The sequence below is a fragment of the Pseudoxanthomonas kalamensis DSM 18571 genome, from assembly GCF_010211745.1.
GTDB classification, from domain to species: Bacteria; Pseudomonadota; Gammaproteobacteria; order Xanthomonadales; family Xanthomonadaceae; genus Pseudoxanthomonas_A; species Pseudoxanthomonas_A kalamensis.
This window is the reverse complement of the sequence record NZ_PDWQ01000001.1, coordinates 109,691-131,716: the sequence shown is the minus strand read 5'-3', so window position 1 is coordinate 131,716 and position 22,026 is coordinate 109,691. Positions and strand designations below refer to the sequence as shown.

Here is a 22,026-nt window from a genome sequence, read left to right as displayed (position 1 = left end):
CTTCGGCCGGGGGCGCGGTGCGCGAAGGCGGCCGGCGGCTCATGCCGCCTGCTCCTGCCGGGGCAGCGCCGTGGCTTCGACCGCCTCGCAGTCGTACAGCTTCAGCAGTTGCAGGCGCAGGCCCTCGACTGGCCGCGCACTGTCCACGACCAGTTGCACACGCCAGCGGCCATCGGCCGGGTCGGGGGCGCCGTTGATCGCGCGCGGGGCGAAGCCGCGGCGCTCGATCAGGCCGAGCGTGCGCACCAGCGCGCCCTCGGCGGGTTTCAGCACCAAGTCAAGCCGGTATTGCATGGGACTTGGGCTCCTGGGGTTGCGGCGGTTTGGCGGGATTGGCTTCCAGCATCGAGCTGTTGGCGTGGTTCGGCGGCACCAGCGGCCAGACGTTGGCCTTGACGTCGATCGCCACGTGCAGCAGCGCCGGGCCGGGCTGGGCTAGCAGGTCGACCAGCGCGTCCTCGACCTGGTTGCGGCGGTCGATGCGCTTGGCCGGAATGCCGAACACTTCGGCCAGGGCGGCGAAGTCGGGGTTGTCGCTCAGGTCGATCTCGCTGTAGCGCTCGGCGAAGAACAGTTCCTGCCACTGCCGGACCATGCCCAGTGCGTGGTTGTCCAGCAGCACGATCTTCACCGGCAGCCTGCAGCGGGCGATGGTGGCCAGCTCCTGCACGTTCATCATGAAACTGCCGTCGCCGCTGACCAGGACCACGGTGCGGTCCGGGCAGGCGAACTGCGCGCCCATCGCCGCCGGCAGGCCGAAGCCCATCGTGCCCAGCGCGCCGCTGGTCAGGTGGTTGCGCGGATGGTCGAATTTGCAGTGCTGGGCCACCCACATCTGGTGCTGGCCGACGTCGCAGGCGATCACGGTGTCGGCCGGCGCGACTTCGCTGAGCCGCTTCAGCAGCGCCGGGGCGTAGATGTCGGCGCCGGGGGCGTCATAGCGGGCGGCGAAGCGGTTGCGGTGGTCGTTGCAGCGCTTGCGCCAGTCGTCGCAGGTGCTGCGCGCGCCGGCCAGCGCCTTCAGGCCGGCGGCCACGTCGCCGGGCAGGGCGATATCGGCTGCGCGCAGCTTGGAGATCTCGCAGGCATCGGCGTCCAGATGGATGACCCGGGCGAACGGCGCAAACTCGTTGAGCTTGCCGGTGGCGCGGTCGTCGAAGCGCGCGCCGACCACCAGCAGCAGGTCGCATTCCTGCACCGCCATGTTGGCCGCGCGGCTGCCGTGCATGCCCAGCATGCCGAGGAATTGCGGGTGGTTGCCGGGCAGGGCGCCCAGCCCGCGCAGAGTCAGCACGGTCGGCAGGCGGGTGGAATCGACGAACTGGCGGAAGGCATCGACCGCGTCGGCCAGGGCGATGCCGCCACCGCCGTAGACGACCGGCTTCTCGGCCCCGGCGATCGCCGCCATCGCTTCGGCCAGCTGCGCCGCATCGGGCGGCGGTGGGGCCTGCATTTCTGCCGGAACATGGTCGGGCAGGTGCGAGGCGTCGGCCATCTGCACGTCCTTGGGCAGGTCGATCAGCACCGGCCCCGGGCGCCCTTCGCGGGCAATGCGGAAGGCTTCGGCCACCGCGTGCGGCAGGTCCTCGACCCGCCGCACCAGGAAACTATGCTTGACGATCGGCAGGGTCATGCCGAACACGTCCAGCTCCTGGAAGGCGTCGGTACCCATCAGCGGGGTGCCGACCTGGCCGGTCAGGCAGACCATCGGCACCGAATCCAGCATGGCGTCGGCGATGCCGGTGACCAGGTTGGAGGCGCCGGGGCCGGAAGTGGCCACGCAGACCCCGACCTTGCCGCTGGCGCGGGCGTAGCCGTTGGCGGCCAGCGCCGCGCCCTGTTCGTGACGCACCAGGATGTGCTTCAGCGACGAATCCACCAGCGCGTCGTAGAACGGCATGATGGTGCCGCCCGGATAGCCGAACAGCGTGTCCACGCCCTCGGCTTCCAGGGCGTGGGCCAGCCAGCGGGCGCCGTTGCGCGGCGTCGCCGGGGCGGGAGTTGCGTTCATGCGGCGGCCTGCTCGTCTGTATCCGGTTGGGAGGCGTTGGCCTGCAGCCACACCATCTTGGCGCGCAGGGCCTTGCCGACCTGTTCGATCGGGTGATCCTTGTCGGCCTGCTGGAATTTCCTGTAGTTCGGCAGGCCGGCTTCGTACTCGGCGACCCAGTTCTTGACGAAGGTGCCGTCCTGGATGTCGGTCAGCACGTCCTTCATGCGCGCCTTGACCGAGGCGTCGATCACCCGCGGGCCGCTGACGAAATCGCCGTACTGCGCGGTCTCGGAAATGAATTCCAGCATGCGGGTGATGCCGCCTTCGTAGAACAGGTCGACGATCAGCTTCAGTTCGTGCAGCACTTCGTAGTAGGCGATTTCCGGCTGGTAGCCGGCTTCGACCAGGGTTTCGAAGCCGGCCTGCACCAGCGACGAGGCGCCGCCGCACAGCACGGCCTGCTCGCCGAACAGGTCGGTCTCGGTCTCTTCCTTGAAGGTGGTCTTGATGATGTTGGCGCGGGCGCCGCCCAGGCCGCCGGCATAGGTCAGGGCCAGCTGCTCGGCGTTGCCGCTCTTGTCCTGGTAGACGGCGTAGATGCACGGCACGCCGCGGCCGATCTCGTACTCGCGGCGGACCAGCGCGCCCGGGCCCTTCGGCGCCACCAGCACCACGTCCAGGTCCTCGCGCGGGGCGATCATGCCGAAGTGCACGTTCAGACCGTGCGCGAACAGCAGGCAGGCGCCGGGCTTCATGTTCGCGGCCAGCACGTCCTCGTACAGCTTCTTCTGCACCATGTCCGGGGTCAGCACCGCAACCAGATCGGCGTCCTTGACTGCTTCGGCCGGGCTCTTGACCACGAAGCCGTCGGCGGTGGCCTTGGCCTCGGTCGGGCCGCCCGGGCGCAGGCCGACGGTCACGTCGAAGCCGGAGTCGCGCAGGTTCAGCGCGTGCGCGCGGCCCTGGCTGCCGTAGCCGACGATGGCGATCTTGGGCTGGGGGAGGTTCTGCGTGGTCATGGTCGGATCCTGGAAGTCTGTGTGGTGTTGGGGAAAGGGTGTCGGAAAAATTCGGAAGGCCTTCAAACAAAAACCCCGCGCCTTGCGGTGCGGGGTTCTGAGAATCTGGCGTGCTTTTCGTTTACGCGCCGGCTCGTCCCGCACCTGTAGGCGAGGTAATGAGGACGAGTACGAGGAGGGCAGCGTCGCTTGCGCGGCGCGCGTTCGTCATTGGCGTGTGGCGATGCAACATAGTGCGTTAGGAAACCATGCGAATCGCGACCGTGTCAAGCGCGAGGAGCGCCGATAGGTTTCATCGAAAATGGTTGCACATGCAACGGTGCAAACGCCGCAAAATCCCGGCTTTCCGCGGCGCTTGCCGAAAGCACTCCCCCCGATGCCCGAATACCGTTCCAGGACCTCCACCCACGGCCGCAACATGGCCGGCGCGCGCGCGCTGTGGCGCGCCACCGGCATGCGCGACGACGACTTCCACAAACCGATCGTCGCTATCGCCAACTCGTTCACCCAGTTCGTGCCCGGTCACGTGCACCTGAAGGACCTCGGCCAACTGGTCGCGCGCGAGGTCGAACGGGTCGGCGGGGTGGCCAAGGAATTCGACACCATCGCCGTCGACGACGGCATCGCCATGGGCCACGACGGCATGTTGTATTCGCTGCCCAGCCGCGAGGTCATCGCCGACTCGGTCGAATACATGGTCAACGCGCACTGCGCCGACGCGCTGGTGTGCATTTCCAACTGCGACAAGATCACCCCCGGCATGCTGATGGCCGCGTTGCGGCTGAACATCCCCACGGTATTCGTCTCCGGCGGGCCGATGGAGGCCGGCAAGACCCGGCTGGCCGAGCACAAGCTCGACCTGATCGACGCGATGATCATGGCCGGCGACCCGAACGTGTCCGACGAGACCGTGGCCGCGGTCGAACGCAGCGCCTGCCCGACCTGCGGCTCGTGCAGCGGCATGTTCACCGCCAACTCGATGAACTGCCTGACCGAGGCGCTGGGGCTGTCGCTGCCCGGCAACGGCACCGTGGTCGCCACCCATGCCGACCGCGAGGCGCTGTTCAAGCGCGCCGGCGTGCTGGCGGTGGAGCTGTGCCACCGCTGGTACGGCGCGGAAGATCCGACCGCGCTGCCGCGGGGCATTGCCACGTTCGAGGCATTCCAGAATGCGATGACGCTGGATATCGCGATGGGCGGTTCGACCAACACCATCCTGCACCTGCTGGCCGCGGCGCAGGAGGCCGAGGTGGCGTTCACCATGCGTGACATCGACGCGTTGAGCCGGCGCGTGCCGCAACTGTGCAAGGTGGCGCCGAACACGCAGAAATACCATGTCGAAGACGTGCACCGCGCCGGTGGCATCATGGCCATCCTCGGCGAACTGGCGCGTGGCGGACTGCTGCATCTCGACGTGGCGACCGTGCACGCGAAGACGCTGGGCGAGGCGATCGCCAGGTGGGACGTCGCCAGCAGCGACGACGAGGCCGTCGCCACCTTCTACAAGGCCGGGCCGGCCGGAATCCCGACCCAGACCGCCTTCAGCCAGTCCGAACGCTGGCCGTCGCTGGATACCGACCGCGCCGAAGGCTGCATTCGCGATCTCGAGCATGCCTATTCGAAAGAAGGCGGCCTGGCGGTGCTGTACGGCAACATCGCCCGCGACGGCTGCGTGGTGAAGACCGCCGGCGTGGACGAATCGATCCACGTGTTCGAGGGCCCGGCACGGGTGTTCGAGAGCCAGGACGCCGCAGTCGAAGGCATCCTCGGCGACCGCGTGCAACCCGGCGACGTCGTGGTGATCCGCTACGAAGGGCCGAAGGGCGGCCCCGGCATGCAGGAGATGCTGTATCCGACCAGCTACCTGAAATCCAAGGGTCTGGGCAAGCAGTGCGCGCTGCTGACCGACGGCCGATTCTCCGGCGGCACCTCGGGTCTGTCGATCGGGCACTGCTCGCCGGAGGCCGCGGCTGGCGGCGCCATCGGCCTGGTCCGCGACGGCGACCGCATCCGCATCGACATTCCCGCGCGCCGCATCGAACTGCTGATCGCCGACGAGGCGCTGGCCGCGCGTCGCGCTGAACAGGACGCCGCCGGCTGGAAACCGTCCCAGCCCCGTGAGCGCAAGGTCAGCCTGGCGCTGAAGGCCTACGCCCTGCTGGCCACCAGCGCCGACAAGGGCGCGGTGCGTGACCGGGAGATGCTGGAGACGATATAGGGGCTGTGGTGTAATGGCTGTCGAAGCGGGGGTACCGGCCACGGCTGGTTGAGACAGTCCCTTCGAACCTGATCCGGGTGATGCCGGCGTAGGGAAGCTTCGCAGGTTGCGCCAGGCGGGATGTCGTTGCGTTTCAGACCCCACCGGCCCGCCATGCGCCTTCGCTTCGTTCGCGGCCGCGAATTCCTCGCGGCCGGACCACAGGACGAACCGATGAACGCCGTGCCCGCCTCGCTGATCCAGCAGACCGAACAGTTGTCCGAATCCGTGACCCGGCCGATCCCCGGCTCGCGCAAGATCTTTGTCGAGGGTTCGCGCGCGGATGTCCGGGTGCCGATGCGCGAGATCGCGCTGACCCGCACGCCGACCCTGTTCGGTGGCGAGGACAATCCGCCGGTCACCGTCTACGACACCTCCGGCCCGTACTCCGATCCGGAAGCGCGCATCGACCTGTCTGCGGGATTGTCTCCGCTGCGTGCGGGATGGATCGCCGAACGCGACGACAGCGAGCGCCTGTCCGCGCTGAGTTCCGAATTCGGTCGTTCCCGCGAGACCAACGCGAAGCTCGACGCGGTGCGCTTCCCGAACCGCGCCCTGCCGCGGCGGGCGAAGGCGGGCGCCAACGTCACCCAGATGCATTACGCGCGCCGCGGCATCGTCACCCCGGAAATGGAATTCGTGGCGATCCGCGAGAACCAGCGACTGGAAGCGGTGCGCGACGCCGCGCTGCGTGCGCAGCATCCGGGCGAGAGTTTCGGCGCCGCCATCCCGGAAATCATCACCCCCGAATTCGTCCGCGACGAGATCGCCCGTGGGCGCGCGATCCTGCCGAACAACATCAACCACCCCGAAAGCGAGCCGATGATCATCGGCCGCAACTTCCTGACCAAGATCAACGCGAACATCGGCAACAGCGCGGTCAGTTCCGGCATTGCCGAGGAAGTGGAGAAGCTGGTGTGGGCGATCCGCTGGGGCGGCGACACGGTGATGGATCTGTCCACCGGCAAGCACATTCACGAAACCCGCGAGTGGATCATCCGCAACTCGCCGGTGCCGATCGGCACGGTGCCGATCTACCAGGCGCTGGAGAAGGTCGATGGTCGCGCCGAGGAACTGACCTGGGACATCTTCCGCGACACATTGATCGAGCAGGCCGAGCAGGGCGTGGATTACTTCACCATCCACGCCGGCGTGCTGCTGCGCTACGTACCGCTGACGGCGAAGCGCGTGACCGGCATCGTTTCGCGCGGCGGCAGCATCATGGCCAAGTGGTGCCTGGCCCACCACAAGGAATCGTTCCTGTACGAACACTTCGAGGACATCTGCGAGATCATGAAGGCCTACGACGTGGCCTTCTCGCTCGGCGACGGTCTGCGTCCGGGCAGCATTGCCGACGCCAACGACGCCGCCCAGTTCGGCGAACTGGAAACGCTGGGCGAACTGACCAAGATCGCATGGAAGCACGACGTGCAGACCATGATCGAAGGTCCCGGCCACGTGCCGATGCAGCTGATCAAGGAGAACATGGACAAGCAGCTGCGCGAATGCGGCGAGGCGCCGTTCTACACGCTGGGGCCGCTGACCACCGACATCGCGCCGGGCTACGACCACATCACCAGCGCGATTGGCGCGGCGATGATCGGCTGGTACGGCACCGCGATGCTGTGTTACGTGACCCCCAAGGAGCACTTGGGCCTGCCGAATCGCGAAGACGTGCGCGACGGCATCATGACCTACAAGATCGCCGCGCACGCAGCCGATCTGGCCAAGGGTCATCCCGGTGCGCAGGTGCGCGACAACGCGCTCTCCAAGGCGCGTTTCGAGTTCCGCTGGCAGGACCAGTTCCACTTGGGCCTGGACCCGGAAAAGGCGCAGTCGATGCACGACGAGACGATGCCGAAGGAGGCGCACAAGCTGGCCCACTTCTGCTCGATGTGCGGCCCGCACTTCTGCAGCATGAAGATCACCCAGGATGTGCGCGACTATGCCGCCGAACATGGGGTGGACGAAGGCAACGCGCTGCAGGCGGGCATGGCGGAGAAATCAGCCGAGTTCCGCGCCCAGGGCGCGCGGGTCTATCGGGAGGAGTGAGCTTTGCCGTTAATCGATGCCCGATGCGCTATCGTCATGCGACCACCCATGCCGGAGAAGTTGCGATGAGTACAGGTACCACCGTGATCAAGGCCGGGGTCAGTTTCGGCACCGCCCTGGCCATCACCATTTCCTGGAGTGCCAACAAGTCGCTGCTGTGGGCCATCGTTCACGGCATCCTGTCGTGGGTCTACGTGGTCTATTACGCGCTTGTCTACCATTTCAATTAGTGTCTGATAATCAGGCGCTTAACCCATATTGGAGCCGCGGCATATTTGAGTGATTCGCAAGGGATTCACAGTTGGCGGAATAGCGAGTGCAGACGATGCGTGGTTCCGAGCATATGCTGCATGAGCCGTGCGGCATCTGTCAGTATCATGTGACCAGATGTGGGCAGCTTCGGACCCACGAGGCAGAGACAGTCATGAAATTACAGGTCCCTTTCATCCAGTTACCAGTCATGTTCGATGCTGCTGCCTTGCTTCGGGAGGCAACGGCATTTGATGAGAGCGCCTGGCGCCCCCGCTCGGCGCATGAAGCCGGAAATAGCGCACTTACATTGATCACCACCGATGGCGATCCCGATAGCGATGCGCTCACCGGTGATATGCGGCCTACTCCATGGCTCGAGCAATCTCCGTACATGATGCAGGTGCTTTCAGAGCTTGGCGCCACATGGGGGCGGGCTCGATTGATGCGCCTGGACGGTTCTGCAGAAGTAAAGGCGCATGTCGATGTCAATTATTACTGGCGTGAGCGTATGCGCGTGCATATTCCCATTGTGACCACACCGGACGTCCGCTTCCAATGCGGCGATGCGGAGGTCAACATGAAGGAAGGGGAGTGTTGGATTTTTGATACTTGGCGGCAGCATAGGGTGCTTAACAGCGGCCATGTGCAGCGTATCCATTTGGTTGCGGATACGGTTGGGGGTGAACGATTCTGGGATTTGTTGTCTGAAGGGCGTGCGCCGGGGAAGGCCTACCGGGGCGAGTGGCGTCCTCGCATGCATCCACCTGCACAGGGAGGAACAGCGTATCCGGATTTCGAGCGCGTCAATGCACCAGCAGTAATGTCGCCATGGGAGCTGCGTGAGCACATGGTGTTCTTGCTGGGGGAGTGCGTGCCCGGCCCAAGATTGGGTCCGATCCAGTCTGCGCTGCTGAGGTTTTCCAGGTGTTGGCAGGCGCTTTGGGCTCGCTATGGAGAAGATAAGGCAGGCCGATCACGTTATCAAACCCTTCTGGATGCCACCCGAAAACAATTACTTGGACTTGGCGTAGAGCAGATAGCACTCCGGAACGAAGTGGGGTTCTGGCACGCCTTGAGCTGGCATGTTCTCGACATGGCGCTTCCGGGCGTGGACATCACAGCGCAGAGGGATGTTCATGGCGAACCAGTTATTCATGCCGAATCTTCCTTGGAACCGGCAGAGGCTGCGTCGCGTAAGGTGCTTTCAGCGGCGAAACTGGAATGCCCAGTATTCGTTGTGAGTCCTCCACGTTCCGGTTCGACCCTTCTCTTCGAAACACTTGCGGGCGCTCCTGATGTTTATACGATTGGCGATGAAAGTCATCAGGTGATAGAAGGAATCGATGGCTTGTCGCCGATGCAACGGAATTTTGATTCCAATCGGCTGGATAGTGCTGATGCCACTCCGGTTGTTGTGGAAATGTTGCAGAACAGGTTCCTCGCAGCGCTGAGAAATCGTTCTGGAAGCGCACCTGATCTGCTGACCTCGATTCGCATGCTGGAGAAAACACCAAAGAATGCATTGCGTATTCCGTTTATCAAGGCCGTGTTTCCAGATGCGAAGTTCATTTTTCTGCATCGCGATCCTCGCCAAGTGTGTGGAAGCATGATTGACGGGTGGAAGTCCGGTCGTTTCCAGATGTATTCACTTCCCGACTGGAAGGGGCCGGCGTGGTCATTTCTGCTGACGCCAGGATGGCGGGAGTTGAGTGGGCAACCCTTGGCCGAAATCGTTGTGCGCCAGTGGGAAACGGCCATGCGCCTAATGCTTGATGACTTGGAGTCATTGCCGCCAGCTGATTGGACGGCAGTCGATTACGAACGGTTTCTTGCAAATCCACAACAGGAAGCGATGCGCCTTTCCCGTTGGGCCGACTGGTCTTGGGATTGCGAGCTGGACGATCAACTGCCCTTGTCACGTTATACGCTAACGCAGCCTGATCCGGATAAATGGCGGCGACATGCTGCAGAAATCGAGCCCCGATTGAGCCAGTGGCGAATAACCATGGAACGCGCAGCTAGTGCGGCTGGACTCTGAATCGAATTAGTGAAGCTGGCCACTTCCGGGGGAGTGGCGACCAGCTCGGATTTGGTCTCGCGGACTACTTCTTCGCGCGCTCGATGGAGTCGAGCAGGATCTGCTTGGCTTCGGCAGCGGTGCCCCATCCGTCCAGCTTGACCCACTTGCCCTTCTCCAGGTCCTTGTAGTGCTCGAAGAAGTGACCGATGCGCTCCAGCCAGTGCGGGGAGACCTGGCCGATGTCCTCGATGTGCGAGTAGCCGTCGAAGATCTTCGAGACCGGCACCGCCAGCAGCTTCTCGTCGCTGCCGGCCTCGTCGGTCATGCGCAGCACGCCGACCGGGCGGCAGCGAACGACCGAGCCGGGGATCAGCGGCAGCGGCAGCACCACCAGCACGTCAGCCGGGTCACCATCGCCGCACAGGGTGTTGGGGATGTAGCCGTAGTTGCAGGGGTAGCGCATCGGCGTGGAGAGGATGCGGTCGACGAAGATCGCGCCGCTTTCCTTGTCGACCTCGTACTTCACCGGCTCCGAGTCCTTCGGGATCTCGATGACGACGTTGATTTCGTCGGGGGGGTTCTTGCCGGTGGGGACGTGGTCCAGGCCCATGGGTGCGACTCCAAAGCTTGCAGGGGAGGGCAAGCATTCTACGCGCTGCAGTGTTGCGTTGCAGCAACCGTGGGACGGGTTTCGACCAATGGACGCGCCCGGCTGCTGCGTCTGGTCTCAGTTGGTTGCGACCTGCAAGGGCTCGGTGGCGCTGGGTGAAGATGCGGTCAGGGTCGTTGCGCCGTTGCACCCGGGCTGCAGCAGTCGGGAATGGTCCAGCCACTCGGCATCCGGGTAATAGGCAAACACGAAGCCGCCTTCGCGAATGCTGTCGATCAGTGGCTTCGCCACCGCGGTTCGAACGGCGGGGCAGCCCAGACTGCGGCCCAACCGGCCCTGGCTGTCGATCAGGCCCTGGCTGACATAGGGGGCGCCGTGGATGACGATGGCGCGTTCGCGGGCCAGGTCGTTGTAGCCCGGCTCCAGTCCGCGCAGGCGCAATGAATAGCCATTCTTGCCGATATAGGTTTCCTGTGCCTCAAAGCTACCCAGGCTGGACATGTTGCTGCCGTTGCGGTTGGAGAACCGGGTGGCCAGATTGGCGCCGGTGTTCCGGCCATGGGCGACCCATTCTTCAAACAGCAGCCGTCGCTTCTGCAGGTCGAACACCCACAGGCGTGGCCGGGTCGAAGGCAGGGAAAAGTCGATCACGCTGAGAGTAGCCGGTCGCGCCGACATCTCGGGTTGGCGCATTGCGCAGGACATGGCCCGGGTGGCCAGGTCCAGTATCTTGCGGTCCAGTGCCGGCGCCGTGTGTGCCAGCGCCTCGGCCAGCGATGGTCCTGCCGCGCCGGCGTGGTCGCCGGTGGCCTGACCCGCACGCGGCAGGGAGGTCAGGCAGCACAAGGTCAGCACGACGAGCATACGGGGGAGCATGGGCCGAGCATAGCAGCCGGCCAGCCGGGCCGGTCAATCCGCGGCCGGTGCATACGTTCAGCGTGGATTCGTCCCGACTGACGGCTCGGCTTTCAGTACGGGCTGCAGTTCCCGGGTGCCGTCGGCAGGCATCCGGGTGGCAGGCAGGTCGGTCAGCAGTACGGTCGTGCCCGGCACCAGCATGGGATAAAGCTGGCGGGTGAAGGCGGCGTCCACCTGCAGCGGGTGCTCACGCAGCTGCAATTGCAGCATCGCCAGCGGTTTGGCATCGGCGCCCAGGATTGGATAGGCCGCCCAGCGGCGCCGGGGTTGCGAGGGGTCGAGCAGGCTGGGACCGTCTTCGGTTTCGCTGCCCATCACCATCAATATCGAGCCGCCGATGCGGAAATCGTCCTCGACCCGGAGCGATGCCTCGCCGATGCGTGCACCGTTGCGCAGCACGTATACGCGCTGATCGGCCAGGCTGACCAGCACGCCAAGCGGACCTTCCGGACTGGCGTCGGGGTTCCAGTAGCTGACTTGGCCGATTTCCGTTCCGGCGATCTGGCCGCTGCCGTCCACCGGCGCCAGTACGGCCGGGTGGGCCACACTGGCGGCGCCGGCCTTTGCGTCGGCCACCACCACGGTATCGCCGTTGCGGGTGACCGAGAACAGCTCCTGGGCGAACGCCATCGGCAGGCGCACACAGCCGTGCGAGGCCGGATAACCGGGCAGATTGCCGGCGTGCAGGGCGATACCGTCCCAAGTCAGCCGCTGCATGTACGGCATCGGCGCACTATCGTAGAGATTGGAGCGGTGATCCTTGTTCTTCTGCAGGATGGTGAACACGCCGGTCGGCGTTTCCTTGCCCTTCTTGCCGGAACTGATGGTTGACACGCCGATGACCATGCCGTTGCGGTACACGTAGGCCAGTTGCTCGTCCAGGCTGACTACCAACACGATCGGCCCTTGCGGGGCGATCTCCGGGTGCCAGAGAAATTCGCCAGGCTTCAGCGCGAGCGGGTCGGGCGTATCCACCGGTACTGGTGAGGCGGCGTCCTGTGCGAAGGCCGTTCCGGTCAATACAAGCATCAGCAGGGAAAGAGCCAGACGGGAGGTGTGGCACATGACGGCGGGGTTCGAAGGCAGAGGCTGCACATTGTCGCGCAACAGGCAACAGGCGCCAGGTGTCGAAGCCGCAGTTGCCGTCCGTTCCGGCTGGCTGTAGCGCCTTCTCCCCCCCCCCTTCGGCGGGGGAGAAGGGCGTGGGTCATCGCCTGCAGTTACAGCAACGGCACCAGCAGCAGGGCGACGATGTTGATGATCTTGATCAGCGGGTTGATCGCCGGGCCGGCGGTGTCCTTGTAGGGGTCGCCGACGGTGTCGCCGGTGACCGCGGCCTTGTGCGCTTCGGAGCCCTTGCCGCCGAAGTGGCCGTCCTCGATGTACTTCTTGGCATTGTCCCAGGCGCCGCCGCCGGTGGTCATCGAGATCGCCACGAACAGGCCGGTGACGATGGTGCCGATCAGCAGGCCGCCCAGCGCCTTCGGACCCAGCAGCAGGCCGACCACGATCGGTACCGCCACCGGCAGCAGCGAGGGCAGGATCATTTCCTTGATCGCCGAGCGGGTCAGCAGGTCGACGGCCTTGCTGTAGTCGGGCTTGCCGGTGCCTTCCATGATGCCGGCGATGTCGCGGAACTGGCGACGCACTTCCTCGACCACGCTGCCGGCGGCGCGGCCGACGGCCTCCATCGCCATCGCACCGAACAGGTACGGGATCAGGCCGCCGATCAGCAGGCCGATGATGACGGTGTGGTCGGACAGGTCGAAGGCGAAGGTCTTGCCGGGGTTGGCCGCCTGCAGGTTGTGGGTGTAGTCGGCGAACAGCACCAATGCCGCCAGCGCCGCCGAACCGATCGCGTAACCCTTGGTCACCGCCTTGGTGGTGTTGCCGACCGCATCCAGCGGGTCGGTGATGTCGCGCACCTCGGACGGCAGTTCGGCCATTTCGGCGATGCCGCCGGCGTTGTCGGTGATCGGGCCGTAGGCGTCCAGCGCCACGATCATGCCGGCCATCGACAGCATCGCGGTGGCGGCGATGGCGATGCCGTACAACCCGCCGAGGGCGAAGCAGGCCCAGATCGCCGCGCACACGGCGATCACCGGCAGCGCGGTCGACTTCATCGACACGCCCAGCCCGGCAATGATGTTGGTGCCATGGCCGGTGGTGGACGCGGAAGCGACGTGCTGCACCGGCTTGTACTGGGTGCCGGTGTAGTACTCGGTGATCCAGACGATGGCGCCGGTCAGGGCCAGGCCGATCAGCGCACAGACGTAGATGTTCATCGCGCCGTGGCTGTTGTCGGGCATCAGCAGGGTGGTGATGGGGTAGTAGGCGATCGCGGCCAGCACGCCGGACACGATCACGCCCTTGTACAGCGCGCCCATGATCGAGCCGCCGGCCTTCACCTTGACGAAAAACGCGCCGATGATCGAGGCGATGATCGACACCCCGCCCAGCACCAGCGGATACAGCACCCCGTTGCTGCCGACATCGGCCGACATCAGGAAGCCCAGCAGCATGGTGGCGATCACCGTGACCGCGTAGGTTTCGAACAGGTCCGCGGCCATGCCGGCGCAGTCGCCGACGTTGTCGCCGACGTTGTCGGCGATCACCGCCGGGTTGCGGGGGTCGTCCTCGGGGATACCCGCTTCGACCTTGCCGACCAGGTCGGCGCCGACGTCGGCGCCCTTGGTGAAGATGCCGCCGCCGAGGCGGGCGAAGATCGAGATCAGCGAGGAACCGAAGGCCAGGCCGACCAGCGCGTGCAGCGCCTCCTCGCCGTGAATGCCGAAGCGCGGCAGCAGCGCCCAGTAGCCGGCCACGCCGAGCAGGCCCAGCCCGACCACCAGCATGCCGGTGATCGCGCCGCCGCGGAATGCCACGTCCATCGCCGGCCCCATGCCCTTGCGCGCGGCCTCGGCGGTACGCACGTTGGCGCGCACCGAGACATTCATGCCGATGTAGCCGGCCGCGCCGGACAGCACCGCGCCAACCAGGAAGCCGATGGCGGTGGGCCAGGTCAGGAAGAAACCGATCAGCACGAACAGCACCACGCCGGCGATGGCGATGGTGCTGTACTGCCGGTTGAGGTAGGCGCGTGCGCCTTCCTGGACTGCGTTCGCGATCTGCTGCATGCGCTCGTTGCCTGCGGGCTGCCGCAGGATCCAGCGCGCCGAGATGATTCCGTACAGGATCGCGACTACCGCGCAGGCCAGTGCCAGCGCCAAACCATATTGTTCCAGCATGAACCCCTCTCCCAAGGTCGTTGATGATGCCAGGCGTGCCTGGGTGCCGTGCCGACGGAGAGGAAGCATCCCGATGGAGCGTCGAACGATGGAATGCAGTCCTGCGCGTTCCCTTGCGCGGATGCCAGCGGGTTCAGACATGTCCTGGAGCGGTCCGATTATGAACCGCCACTGCCATGCCCGCCAGACAGGCGGCCGGGATTCAGTGCCGGCGTGGCAGCCTGACGGCCATCGTTTCGCCATCACCGCATGGATTTGTGCAATGCACCGTCGCTTTCCGAAGCTCGCCCTGATGCTGCCGATCCTGGCTGCGACGGCTGCCCTCGCGGCCACGTCACCCGAGATCGAGCGCGGTGTCGGCACGCCGCAGGCGGTCGGCGTCGCGCATACGCTGCGGCAGATCCCGGAGGCTTGCGCGGTGCTGCAGGGCGTGTTCACCGGCGATGCCGCCGCGCCCTACCGCTTCGTCGCGGCGCGCAGTCATCCGCAGTGCCAGCCGCGCGCGCAGTACGTCGACTTCGGGCAGGCGCAGCCGGCCGAAGCGAAAGGCTGGAAGCTCAACGACGTGATCCGGGTGCCGAGCACCGACTGTCCTTCGCGGCAGGCGGTGGTTCGGGTCTGGCGCCTGCCGCGCGACAACCGGCCGGATTACGATGGCCAGGGCCAGGCGCGGGTCTATCTGCAGGAGGCGAAGGAAACCGCCGCCGCCGGCAAGCTGGCGGCGGTCACCCAATACGCGGCGCAGCTGAGCATGGAAGGCAAGCCCTGCCGTTGACGGTTGCTGCCGCGGTTCAGCCTTCCCAGGCCGGAAGCTTCTTCTTCACCGCGACGTTCTTGAGCTGCACGTAGGCCGGGATGCCGTTGCGGCCGTAGGGCGGCGGCAACTCGCCGCGGATCAGCGGTTCCAAATAGGCGCGCGCCTTGTCGGTGATGCCGTAGCCATCGCGGCGGATGAAGCTCTTCGGGAACATCTTCTCGTGGTTGGCCACCTTGTCCAGTGGCGCGCAGCCGATCTTCCAGCGATACGGCGCGTCCGAAGTGCGCACGATCACCGGCATCGTCGCGTTCTGTCCCTTCAGCGCGAACTGCACCGCGGCCTTGCCGACCGCCATGGCCTGTTCGACGTCGGTCTTCGAGGCCAGGTGGCGCGCCGAGCGCTGCAGGTAGTCGGGCAGGGTCCAATGCACCTTGTAGCCCAGCGTGTCCTTGACCCGGCCGGCCAGGAACGAGGCCACGCCGCCAAGCTGGGTGTGGCCGAACGAGTCCTTGCCGCCGCCGGCATCGGCGACGAAACGGCCGTCGGCGGTCTGGATGCCTTCGCTGGCGACCACCACGCAGTAGCCGACGCGCTCGACGATCTTTTTCACCCTGGCCATGAAATCGGCCTCGTCGTAGGCGCGTTCCGGGAACAGGATCAGGTGCGGCGCTTCGTCCGGACCCTGCCCGGCCAGGCCGGCGGCCGCGGCCAGCCAGCCGGCGTGGCGGCCCATCGCCTCGTAGACGAACACCTTGGTCGAGGTTTCAGCCATTGCCGCCACGTCCAGCGCGGCTTCGCGCACCGACACCGCGGTGTATTTGGCGGCCGAGCCGAAGCCGGGGCAGCAGTCGGTCACCGCCAGGTCGTTGTCGACCGTCTTGGGCACGCCGATGCAGGTCAGCGGGTAGCCGAATTCGGCGGCCAGCCGAGACACCTTGTTGGCGGTGTCGGCCGAGTCGTTGCCGCCGTTGTAGAGGAACCAGCGCACGTCGTGCGCCTTCAGCACGTCCAGCAGGCGCAGGTATCGGGCGCGGTCCTGCTCCAGCGATTTCAGCTTGACCCGGCACGAACCGAACGCGCCGCCGGGCGTGTGCGCCAGTGCGCGGATCGCCGCCGCCGATTCTTTCGAGGTGTCGATCAGTTCTTCGCGCAGAGCGCCGAGGATGCCGTTACGGGCCGCCAACACCTTGATTTTGCGGGCGCGAGCCTCGCCGATGACGGCCGAGGCGGTGGCGTTGATGACGGCGGTGACGCCGCCGGACTGGGCGTACAGCAGGGTGCCTTCGACCATGGTGGGTAGGTTTCCGTGGAAGTGGATGCGGTAAGCTGCAGTTGTCAGAGCGGTGCGCACGGGCGCGTGATTCTAACGCAGCGCGGCAAGCCGCCGTCCGCAATTCTGGTTGAGGGAGTGATTCGATGCGACTGGTTCTTTTGGGTCCGCCCGGTTCGGGCAAGGGCACGCAGGCAGCGCGGCTGAAGGATTACCTGCAGGTGCCGCACATCTCCACCGGCGACCTGCTGCGCGCCGAAGTGGCGGCCGGCAGTCCGCTGGGTCTGCAGGCCAAGGAAGTGATGGCGCGCGGCGAACTGGTCAGCGACGACATCCTGCTGGGCATGCTGGAAGACCGTTTCTCGCGCGCGGATACCGAGGCCGGCTTCATCCTCGACGGTTATCCGCGCAACCTGGCGCAGGCCGCCGCGCTGGGCCAGCTGTTGGCCCGGCTGGGGCAGAAGTTCGATGCTGCCGTGCAGCTGGAAGTGCCGACCGAACTGTTGGTCGAGCGCATCGCCGGCCGCGCCCAGGCCGAGGGCCGTGCCGACGACAATCCCGAATCGGTGCGCAAGCGCCTGCAGGTCTATACCGACCAGACCGCGCCGGTGATCGATTTCTACCGTCAGGAAGGCGAGCTGACCGTGGTCGACGGCGTCGGCGAGCTGGACGAGGTGTTCAACCGCATCGTCGAGGCGTTGGCGCCGGGCAAGGACGTCGGCTGATTGCGCGTCCCCGCCCGGATTCACCGGGAAGGACTGGCGGACGCCAGCGGCTCCGCTAAAGTGTGCGGTTTCCGCACGGACGTTCCGATTTGAAACTGCATATCCTCGGTATCGCCGGCACCTTCATGGGCGGGGTGGCGGCGCTGGCGCGCGAACTGGGCCACGAGGTCGAAGGCAGCGACCAGGCGGTGTATCCGCCGATGTCCACCCAGCTGGAGCGGCTGGGCATCGCCCTGCGCCAGGGTTATCTGCCGGAGAACATTTCCGCCGATTGCGAGCAGGTGGTGATCGGCAATGCGTTGTCGCGTGGCAACCCGGCAGTGGAAGCGGTGCTCGACAGCGGGCGCGCCTACACCTCCGGCGCCGAGTGGCTGCGCGAGAACGTACTGCCCGGGCGCGAGGTACTGGCGGTGGCCGGCACCCACGGCAAGACCACGACGACCACGATCCTGGCCTTCCTGCTGCAGGCGGCCGGTCGCGAGCCCGGCTTCCTGATCGGCGGCGTGGCCGGGGATTTCGGCGTCTCGGCGCGGGTCGGCGGCGGTCGCGAATTCGTGGTCGAAGCGGACGAGTACGACACCGCGTTCTTCGACAAGCGCAGCAAGTTCGTGCATTACCGGCCGGCGGTGGCGATCCTCAACAACCTGGAATACGACCACGCCGACATCTTTCCCGACGTGGCGGCGATCCAGCGCCAGTTCCATCATTTCGTGCGTACCGTACCCGGCCGCGGGCGGTTGATCGTCAACGGCCACGACGCGCATCTGGCCGAAGTGCTGGCGATGGGCTGCTGGACACCGGTGGAACGCTTCGGCTTCGACCCCGGTTTCGAGTGGAGCGCGCGCAAGCGGCAGGCGGACGGCAGCGCTTTCGCCGTGCTGCGCGACGGCGAGCAGATCGGCACGGTCGAATGGCCGCTGCTGGGCGACCACAATGTGCTGAACGCACTGGCCGCACTGGCTGCCTGTGCCGCGGTCGGCGTGGACCCGGCGGTGGTGATGCCGGCGCTGCGCGATTTCGGCGGCATCAAACGCCGGCTGGAAGTGCTGGGGCAGGCACGCGGAGTCACCGTCTACGACGATTTCGCCCACCACCCGACCGCCATCGCGACCACTCTGGCCGGATTGCGGGCACGGGTCGGCGACGCCCGTATCGTGGTGGCGATGGAGCCGCGCAGCAATTCGATGCGGCTGGGCGCGCATGCCACCGCGCTGGCGCCGTCGCTGGACGCGGCCGACGAGGTGGTGTTCCTTGCCCGTCCGCAGTTGCCTTGGGACGCGGCCGCGGTGGTGGCGGCCATCCGCGGCCGTGCGCAGGCGGTTGCCGACGCCGATGCGCTGGTCGCCGCGCTGCTGGGCACGGTGCACGACGGCGACCATGTGGTGTTCATGTCCAACGGCGGTTTCGACGGTGCGCCGCGGAAGTTCCTGGACGCATTGCAGGATGACGCCGGATAGGTAGCCGCTTCACCTGCCATGCGCGCCGGCTGACGTAGGATGGCCGCATGGAGAAAACCACGACGCTGCCGCTGTTCCCGCTGCATGCGGCGCTGGTGCCCGGCGCCCTGATCGTGCTGCGGGTGTTCGAGCGCCGCTATCTGGACCTGGTCCGCGATTGCGGCCGCGACGGCAGCGGGTTCGGCGTCTGCCTGATCCTGGAAGGCGAGGAGGTCGGTGCGCCGGCCACGCCCGCGGCCTACGGCACCGAGGCGCGGATCGAGGATTTCGACCTCGGCGAAGACGGCCTGCTGGCGTTGCGCCTGCGCGGCAGGCGCCGTTTCCGGGTCGTGCGCACGCGGGTGCGCGACAATGGTCTGGTGATGGGCGAGGTGGTCTGGTGCATGCCGGAGGATCCGGCGCGACTGCGTCCCGAGCATGCGGTGCTGGCGACCGTGCTGGAAAAGATTCTCGAGCAGATCGATCCGGCAGCGGGCAATATCCCGCCCGCGCAGCGGGAGGACGCCACCTGGCTGGGCTGGCGCCTGGCCGAACTGCTGCCGATCAGTCAGGGACAGCGCCTGCAACTGTTGCAGGAAGACGATCCGCATGCACGGCTCGACAGCCTGCTGGCCTGGGTATAGCGGGCGGCGCGCCTTTTCTTTGATTCAATCTGTGCCGTCGTCCAGCCGTGCGCGCAGGACCGGAATGCCCGAGGTTTCGCGCGGCTCGATCCGCAGCGACACGCCCTGCAGACTGGCTGCCAGCGACTCCAGCGAGGCATCGGCCTCGGCCAGCGGCAACCACAGGCCGATCATCCCCAACGCCTGATGGTGCTGCAGGGTCTGCGCGCTGCCGATCCACAGCGGCACGTCGCCCGGTTGCAGCCGGGCCGGAGCGGCCCACAGGCGCAAGGCCTGGATGCGCTGGCTGCCGGGCACCAGTTTCAGCATCAGCAGGTCTTCGGCGCGGGTGTCCAGGGTAGCCGGCAGCACCGGCTGTTCGTCGATCGGCAGGTCGGCGTCCAGCAGGTTCAGCGCCTGCTCCCAGCTGGCTTGCGGTTGCACCTGCCAGCCATCGGCTTCCAGCTGCCGCTGCAGCTGCGGCAGCGGGCCGGCGATCTGTACGTCCAGCGGCCAGCGCTGCACGTCGTCGAATTCGTTGCGTCGCGCCGGCAATAGCCGCCAGTCGTCGCTCCACCAAGCGTCGATGGCCAATGACGGCGTCGGCAGCGGGATTTCGAATCGGGCCAGGGTCGCATCGACGTTGCGCGGCGCATGCCACAACGCGGCCACGGCGAAGGCGCCGTAGAACAACGCGGCGACCGGCTTGACCCAGAACGAGCGGGTCACCCGGCGCCGGTAGGCGATGCCCAGCACCAGTAGCCAGAGGATGCCCAGCAGCATCCCGCCGATCACGTCGCTCAGCCAGTGCGCGCCCAGGTACAGCCGGCCGAAGCCGATCAACGCCACCACGATGCCCGAGACCAGATAGGGCCAGATGCGATCGCGACCGGGCAATTCGCGCGCGATCAGCACGGCGAAGAAACCGAAGGTAATGGTGGCCATGGTGACCGCCACCGAGGGGAAGCCGAAGCCGCTGCTGACCGCCGGTGGCTTGGGGATATCGACCATCGCACCCAGCCAGGCGGTCAGCACGCCGCCGAAAGCCAGCGCCACCAGCCAGTGGACGGCGGCCATCCAGCGCCGCCGCCAGACCAGATAGCCCAGCGCCAGCAGTACCGCCGGCGCCAGCACCTGCAGATCGCCCAGCGCCGCCAACGCCGCCATCAGCGGGTCGGCCAGCGGATTGCGCAGGCCCAGCATCAGTTCGTGCACGGCCAGGTCGATGCGCAGCGGCTCGCCGTGGCCCAGCACTACACCGAGGAACACGAACCACATCCAGCCGACCGCCAGCAGCAGCACCGCCAGCACTGCCAGCGACACCGATTCGCGCCGGCGCGGATCGAACACGGCGATCGAGTAGCGGCCGAGCACCGGATGCTTGTGCGACCAGGTCAATGCCCGCGCCAGCAGGTTGTCGGCGTGGTCGGCGAACCAGCGATAGCTGTACAGCACCAGTACCCAGGCCAGCGCCAGCACGACCAGCAGCAGGCCCAGCACCATGGTCAGCCGCCCGGCCACCGCAGCCACCGCGTCGTAGGCCTGGCCGAGCAGCCAGCCCGGCAGCAGGAACAGCAAGGCCCAGCTGATCGCGGCGAACGCGCTGATCGGCAGGTAGCGGCGCAGCGGCATGCCCAGCATGCCGGCGATGGCCGGGACGAACGGGCGGATCGGTCCGGCGTAGCGGGCGATCAGAATGCCCTTCAGGGCGTTGCGTCGGAACACCGCCTCGCCGCGGTCGAGCAGCTGCGGATAGCGGCGAAACGGCCAGTGGTTGCGCAATTGCGGCCCCCAGCGGTGGCCGACCCAGAAGCTGATGGTGTCGCCGGCGAAGGCGCCCAGCGCGGCGCAGGCCCAGGCGTAGGGGCCGGAGACTTCGCCCATGCCGACCAGCACGCCGACCGCGAACAGCAGCGGCAGCGCAGGCACTACTGCACCGACCACGATCAGCGCATCGAGGAAGGCGACGCCCAGGATCACCGCGCCTGCGGCCACCGGATGCGCACCGATCCAGGCCAGCAGGGCATCGAACCAGGAGGAATTCATCGCCGGCCGATTATAGGCGGGGCAATAGGCGGGGCATCCGCGCTCCCGGTTTAGAATCCGCCGATGACCCGGATGCCGATCGACACGGATGCCACCGAACTGCGCGCGCTGAAGGCCGACAGCTTCGGCCGCGTGGCCCTGATGCGCGGTGCGGCCGGGGTGTTCGTGCGCCGCGACCTGTCGGCCACGCCGTGGTGGCTGCGGCTGCCGGCCTGGCGGCTGGCAGTGCGCGAGGCGCGGGCGCTGCGGCAGTTGCAGGGTCAGGCCGATACCCCGCAGTTGCTGGGCTGGGACGGTCGCCGGCTGGATCGCAGCTATCTGGACGGCACCGCGATGTACCTGCGCCCGCCGCGTGGCGAGATCGCTTATTTCCGCGCGGCGCGGCGCCTGTTGCAGCAGCTGCATCGTCGCGGCATCGCCCACAACGACCTGGCCAAGGAAGCCAACTGGCTGGTGCTGGCCGATGGCCGCCCGGCGATCATCGATTTCCAGCTGGCGGTGCGCGGCAGCCCGCGCTCGCGCTGGATGCGGTTGCTGTACCGCGAGGATCTGCGCCACCTGCTCAAACACAAGCGCATGTATTGCGGCGAAGCGCTCACGCCGGTGGAAAAGCGCCTGCTGAAGCGCCATTCCTGGGTGCGTGACGCATGGTTCCGCAGCGGCAAGCCGGTGTACCGCTTCGTCACCCGCCGGCTGCTGAAGTGGGAAGACAACGAGGGACAGGGACCGAAGCCATGAATGCGGCGACTGCGCCGCGCGTCGCGGTGTCACATGGCCGCGCAGGACAGCCTCGTCGGTCC

18 protein-coding genes and 1 riboswitch are annotated in these 22,026 nt (G+C 66.5%); of the genes, 9 read left to right on the top strand and 9 right to left on the bottom strand.

Annotation, left to right across the window (positions count from 1 at the left end; translation table 11 throughout):
• Window positions 1-39: 39 nt before the first annotated feature.
• The 3 genes from CSC70_RS00610 to ilvC are packed head-to-tail and all read right to left on the bottom strand — an operon-like array spanning window position 40 to window position 3,063.
• Window positions 40-294: an ACT domain-containing protein gene (locus CSC70_RS00610; RefSeq protein ID WP_162454699.1), complete on the bottom strand. Its 255-nt coding sequence runs from the start codon at window positions 292-294 to the stop codon at window positions 40-42.
• Window positions 278-2,011, bottom strand: coding sequence for an acetolactate synthase 2 catalytic subunit (gene ilvG, locus CSC70_RS00605; RefSeq protein ID WP_162454698.1), 1,734 nt, complete (start codon window positions 2,009-2,011; stop codon window positions 278-280). The genes CSC70_RS00610 and ilvG overlap by 17 nt, the downstream gene beginning before the upstream one ends.
• On the bottom strand, window positions 2,008-3,063 hold the full coding sequence (gene ilvC / locus CSC70_RS00600; RefSeq protein ID WP_281349585.1) for a ketol-acid reductoisomerase: 1,056 nt from the start codon (window positions 3,061-3,063) through the stop codon (window positions 2,008-2,010). Before ilvC ends, ilvG begins: the two co-directional genes overlap by 4 nt.
• A 325-nt stretch (window positions 3,064-3,388) precedes the next feature.
• On the opposite strand from ilvC, the gene ilvD reads away from it, so the two are divergent.
• The 4 genes from ilvD to CSC70_RS00585 all read left to right on the top strand — a co-directional run bounded on the left by ilvD (window position 3,389) and on the right by CSC70_RS00585 (window position 9,611).
• Complete coding sequence (ilvD, locus tag CSC70_RS00595; RefSeq protein ID WP_162454696.1) at window positions 3,389-5,230, top strand: dihydroxy-acid dehydratase; 1,842 nt, start codon at window positions 3,389-3,391, stop codon at window positions 5,228-5,230.
• 17 nt (window positions 5,231-5,247) lie between these two features.
• Window positions 5,248-5,343: riboswitch (TPP riboswitch) on the top strand.
• A gap of 100 nt (window positions 5,344-5,443) precedes the next feature.
• Entirely contained in the window at window positions 5,444-7,321 is a 1,878-nt protein-coding gene (gene thiC / locus CSC70_RS00590; protein ID WP_162455304.1) for a phosphomethylpyrimidine synthase ThiC, read from the top strand.
• Between the two features lie 65 nt (window positions 7,322-7,386).
• Window positions 7,387-7,551 (top strand): hypothetical protein, encoded by a 165-nt coding sequence (locus tag CSC70_RS14525; RefSeq protein WP_170293791.1) that lies wholly within the window; start codon window positions 7,387-7,389, stop codon window positions 7,549-7,551.
• 194 nt (window positions 7,552-7,745) lie between these two features.
• Window positions 7,746-9,611 carry a sulfotransferase gene (locus CSC70_RS00585; protein WP_162454695.1) on the top strand — a complete coding sequence of 622 codons (1,866 nt, stop codon included), beginning with the start codon at window positions 7,746-7,748 and terminating at the stop codon, window positions 9,609-9,611.
• 64 nt (window positions 9,612-9,675) lie between these two features.
• On the opposite strand, the gene ppa is transcribed toward CSC70_RS00585, so the two are convergent.
• The 4 genes from ppa to CSC70_RS00565 all read right to left on the bottom strand — a co-directional run bounded on the left by ppa (window position 9,676) and on the right by CSC70_RS00565 (window position 14,369).
• Window positions 9,676-10,203, bottom strand: a complete 528-nt coding sequence (gene ppa / locus CSC70_RS00580) for an inorganic diphosphatase (protein ID WP_162454694.1) — start codon at window positions 10,201-10,203, stop codon at window positions 9,676-9,678.
• 117 nt (window positions 10,204-10,320) lie between these two features.
• Entirely contained in the window at window positions 10,321-11,079 is a 759-nt protein-coding gene (locus CSC70_RS00575) for a murein L,D-transpeptidase catalytic domain family protein (RefSeq protein WP_162454693.1), read from the bottom strand.
• Between the two features lie 57 nt (window positions 11,080-11,136).
• Window positions 11,137-12,186 (bottom strand): L,D-transpeptidase, encoded by a 1,050-nt coding sequence (locus CSC70_RS00570; RefSeq protein WP_162454692.1) that lies wholly within the window; start codon window positions 12,184-12,186, stop codon window positions 11,137-11,139.
• A gap of 155 nt (window positions 12,187-12,341) precedes the next feature.
• Entirely contained in the window at window positions 12,342-14,369 is a 2,028-nt protein-coding gene (locus CSC70_RS00565) for a sodium-translocating pyrophosphatase (RefSeq protein ID WP_162454691.1), read from the bottom strand.
• Window positions 14,370-14,631: 262 nt separating this feature from the next.
• Between CSC70_RS00565 and CSC70_RS00560 the strand changes: the two genes are divergently transcribed.
• The gene (locus tag CSC70_RS00560) at window positions 14,632-15,144 is read left to right on the top strand and encodes a hypothetical protein (protein WP_162454690.1); all 513 of its coding nucleotides are present in this window, start codon (window positions 14,632-14,634) and stop codon (window positions 15,142-15,144) included.
• A 16-nt stretch (window positions 15,145-15,160) separates the two neighbouring features.
• On the opposite strand, the gene CSC70_RS00555 is transcribed toward CSC70_RS00560, so the two are convergent.
• The gene (locus tag CSC70_RS00555; protein ID WP_162455303.1) at window positions 15,161-16,417 is read right to left on the bottom strand and encodes a 6-phosphofructokinase; all 1,257 of its coding nucleotides are present in this window, start codon (window positions 16,415-16,417) and stop codon (window positions 15,161-15,163) included.
• A 125-nt stretch (window positions 16,418-16,542) separates the two neighbouring features.
• On the opposite strand from CSC70_RS00555, the gene CSC70_RS00550 reads away from it, so the two are divergent.
• The 3 genes from CSC70_RS00550 (at window position 16,543) to CSC70_RS00540 (ending at window position 19,201) form a co-directional block, all read left to right on the top strand.
• Window positions 16,543-17,121, top strand: coding sequence for an adenylate kinase (locus CSC70_RS00550; protein ID WP_162454689.1), 579 nt, complete (start codon window positions 16,543-16,545; stop codon window positions 17,119-17,121).
• Window positions 17,122-17,246: 125 nt separating this feature from the next.
• Window positions 17,247-18,578 carry a UDP-N-acetylmuramate:L-alanyl-gamma-D-glutamyl-meso-diaminopimelate ligase gene (gene mpl / locus CSC70_RS00545; protein WP_162455302.1) on the top strand — a complete coding sequence of 444 codons (1,332 nt, stop codon included), beginning with the start codon at window positions 17,247-17,249 and terminating at the stop codon, window positions 18,576-18,578.
• A 47-nt stretch (window positions 18,579-18,625) separates the two neighbouring features.
• The gene (locus tag CSC70_RS00540) at window positions 18,626-19,201 is read left to right on the top strand and encodes an LON peptidase substrate-binding domain-containing protein (RefSeq protein ID WP_162454688.1); all 576 of its coding nucleotides are present in this window, start codon (window positions 18,626-18,628) and stop codon (window positions 19,199-19,201) included.
• A 24-nt stretch (window positions 19,202-19,225) separates the two neighbouring features.
• Here the strand turns inward: CSC70_RS00540 and CSC70_RS00535 are convergent, their stop codons facing one another.
• Window positions 19,226-21,226: a bifunctional DedA family/phosphatase PAP2 family protein gene (locus CSC70_RS00535; protein WP_162454687.1), complete on the bottom strand. Its 2,001-nt coding sequence runs from the start codon at window positions 21,224-21,226 to the stop codon at window positions 19,226-19,228.
• Window positions 21,227-21,298: 72 nt separating this feature from the next.
• Between CSC70_RS00535 and CSC70_RS00530 the strand changes: the two genes are divergently transcribed.
• Complete coding sequence (locus tag CSC70_RS00530) at window positions 21,299-21,964, top strand: protein kinase family protein (RefSeq protein WP_162455301.1); 666 nt, start codon at window positions 21,299-21,301, stop codon at window positions 21,962-21,964.
• Window positions 21,965-22,026 lie beyond the last annotated feature (62 nt).

Coding starts and splice junctions, on each gene's coding strand:
- ppa (WP_162454694.1), bottom strand. CDS start 10,203: ATGGGCCTGGACCACGTCCCCACCGGCAAGAACCCCCCCGACGAAATC.
- CSC70_RS00540 (WP_162454688.1), top strand. CDS start 18,626: ATGGAGAAAACCACGACGCTGCCGCTGTTCCCGCTGCATGCGGCGCTG.
- CSC70_RS00535 (WP_162454687.1), bottom strand. CDS start 21,226: ATGAATTCCTCCTGGTTCGATGCCCTGCTGGCCTGGATCGGTGCGCAT.
- CSC70_RS00530 (WP_162455301.1), top strand. CDS start 21,299: ATGCCGATCGACACGGATGCCACCGAACTGCGCGCGCTGAAGGCCGAC.
- ilvG (WP_162454698.1), bottom strand. CDS start 2,011: ATGAACGCAACTCCCGCCCCGGCGACGCCGCGCAACGGCGCCCGCTGG.
- CSC70_RS00555 (WP_162455303.1), bottom strand. CDS start 16,417: ATGGTCGAAGGCACCCTGCTGTACGCCCAGTCCGGCGGCGTCACCGCC.
- CSC70_RS00550 (WP_162454689.1), top strand. CDS start 16,543: ATGCGACTGGTTCTTTTGGGTCCGCCCGGTTCGGGCAAGGGCACGCAG.
- CSC70_RS00565 (WP_162454691.1), bottom strand. CDS start 14,369: ATGCTGGAACAATATGGTTTGGCGCTGGCACTGGCCTGCGCGGTAGTC.
- ilvD (WP_162454696.1), top strand. CDS start 3,389: ATGCCCGAATACCGTTCCAGGACCTCCACCCACGGCCGCAACATGGCC.
- CSC70_RS00610 (WP_162454699.1), bottom strand. CDS start 294: ATGCAATACCGGCTTGACTTGGTGCTGAAACCCGCCGAGGGCGCGCTG.
- thiC (WP_162455304.1), top strand. CDS start 5,444: ATGAACGCCGTGCCCGCCTCGCTGATCCAGCAGACCGAACAGTTGTCC.
- mpl (WP_162455302.1), top strand. CDS start 17,247: ATGGGCGGGGTGGCGGCGCTGGCGCGCGAACTGGGCCACGAGGTCGAA.
- CSC70_RS00560 (WP_162454690.1), top strand. CDS start 14,632: ATGCACCGTCGCTTTCCGAAGCTCGCCCTGATGCTGCCGATCCTGGCT.
- CSC70_RS00570 (WP_162454692.1), bottom strand. CDS start 12,186: ATGTGCCACACCTCCCGTCTGGCTCTTTCCCTGCTGATGCTTGTATTG.
- CSC70_RS14525 (WP_170293791.1), top strand. CDS start 7,387: ATGAGTACAGGTACCACCGTGATCAAGGCCGGGGTCAGTTTCGGCACC.
- CSC70_RS00575 (WP_162454693.1), bottom strand. CDS start 11,079: ATGCTCCCCCGTATGCTCGTCGTGCTGACCTTGTGCTGCCTGACCTCC.
- CSC70_RS00585 (WP_162454695.1), top strand. CDS start 7,746: ATGAAATTACAGGTCCCTTTCATCCAGTTACCAGTCATGTTCGATGCT.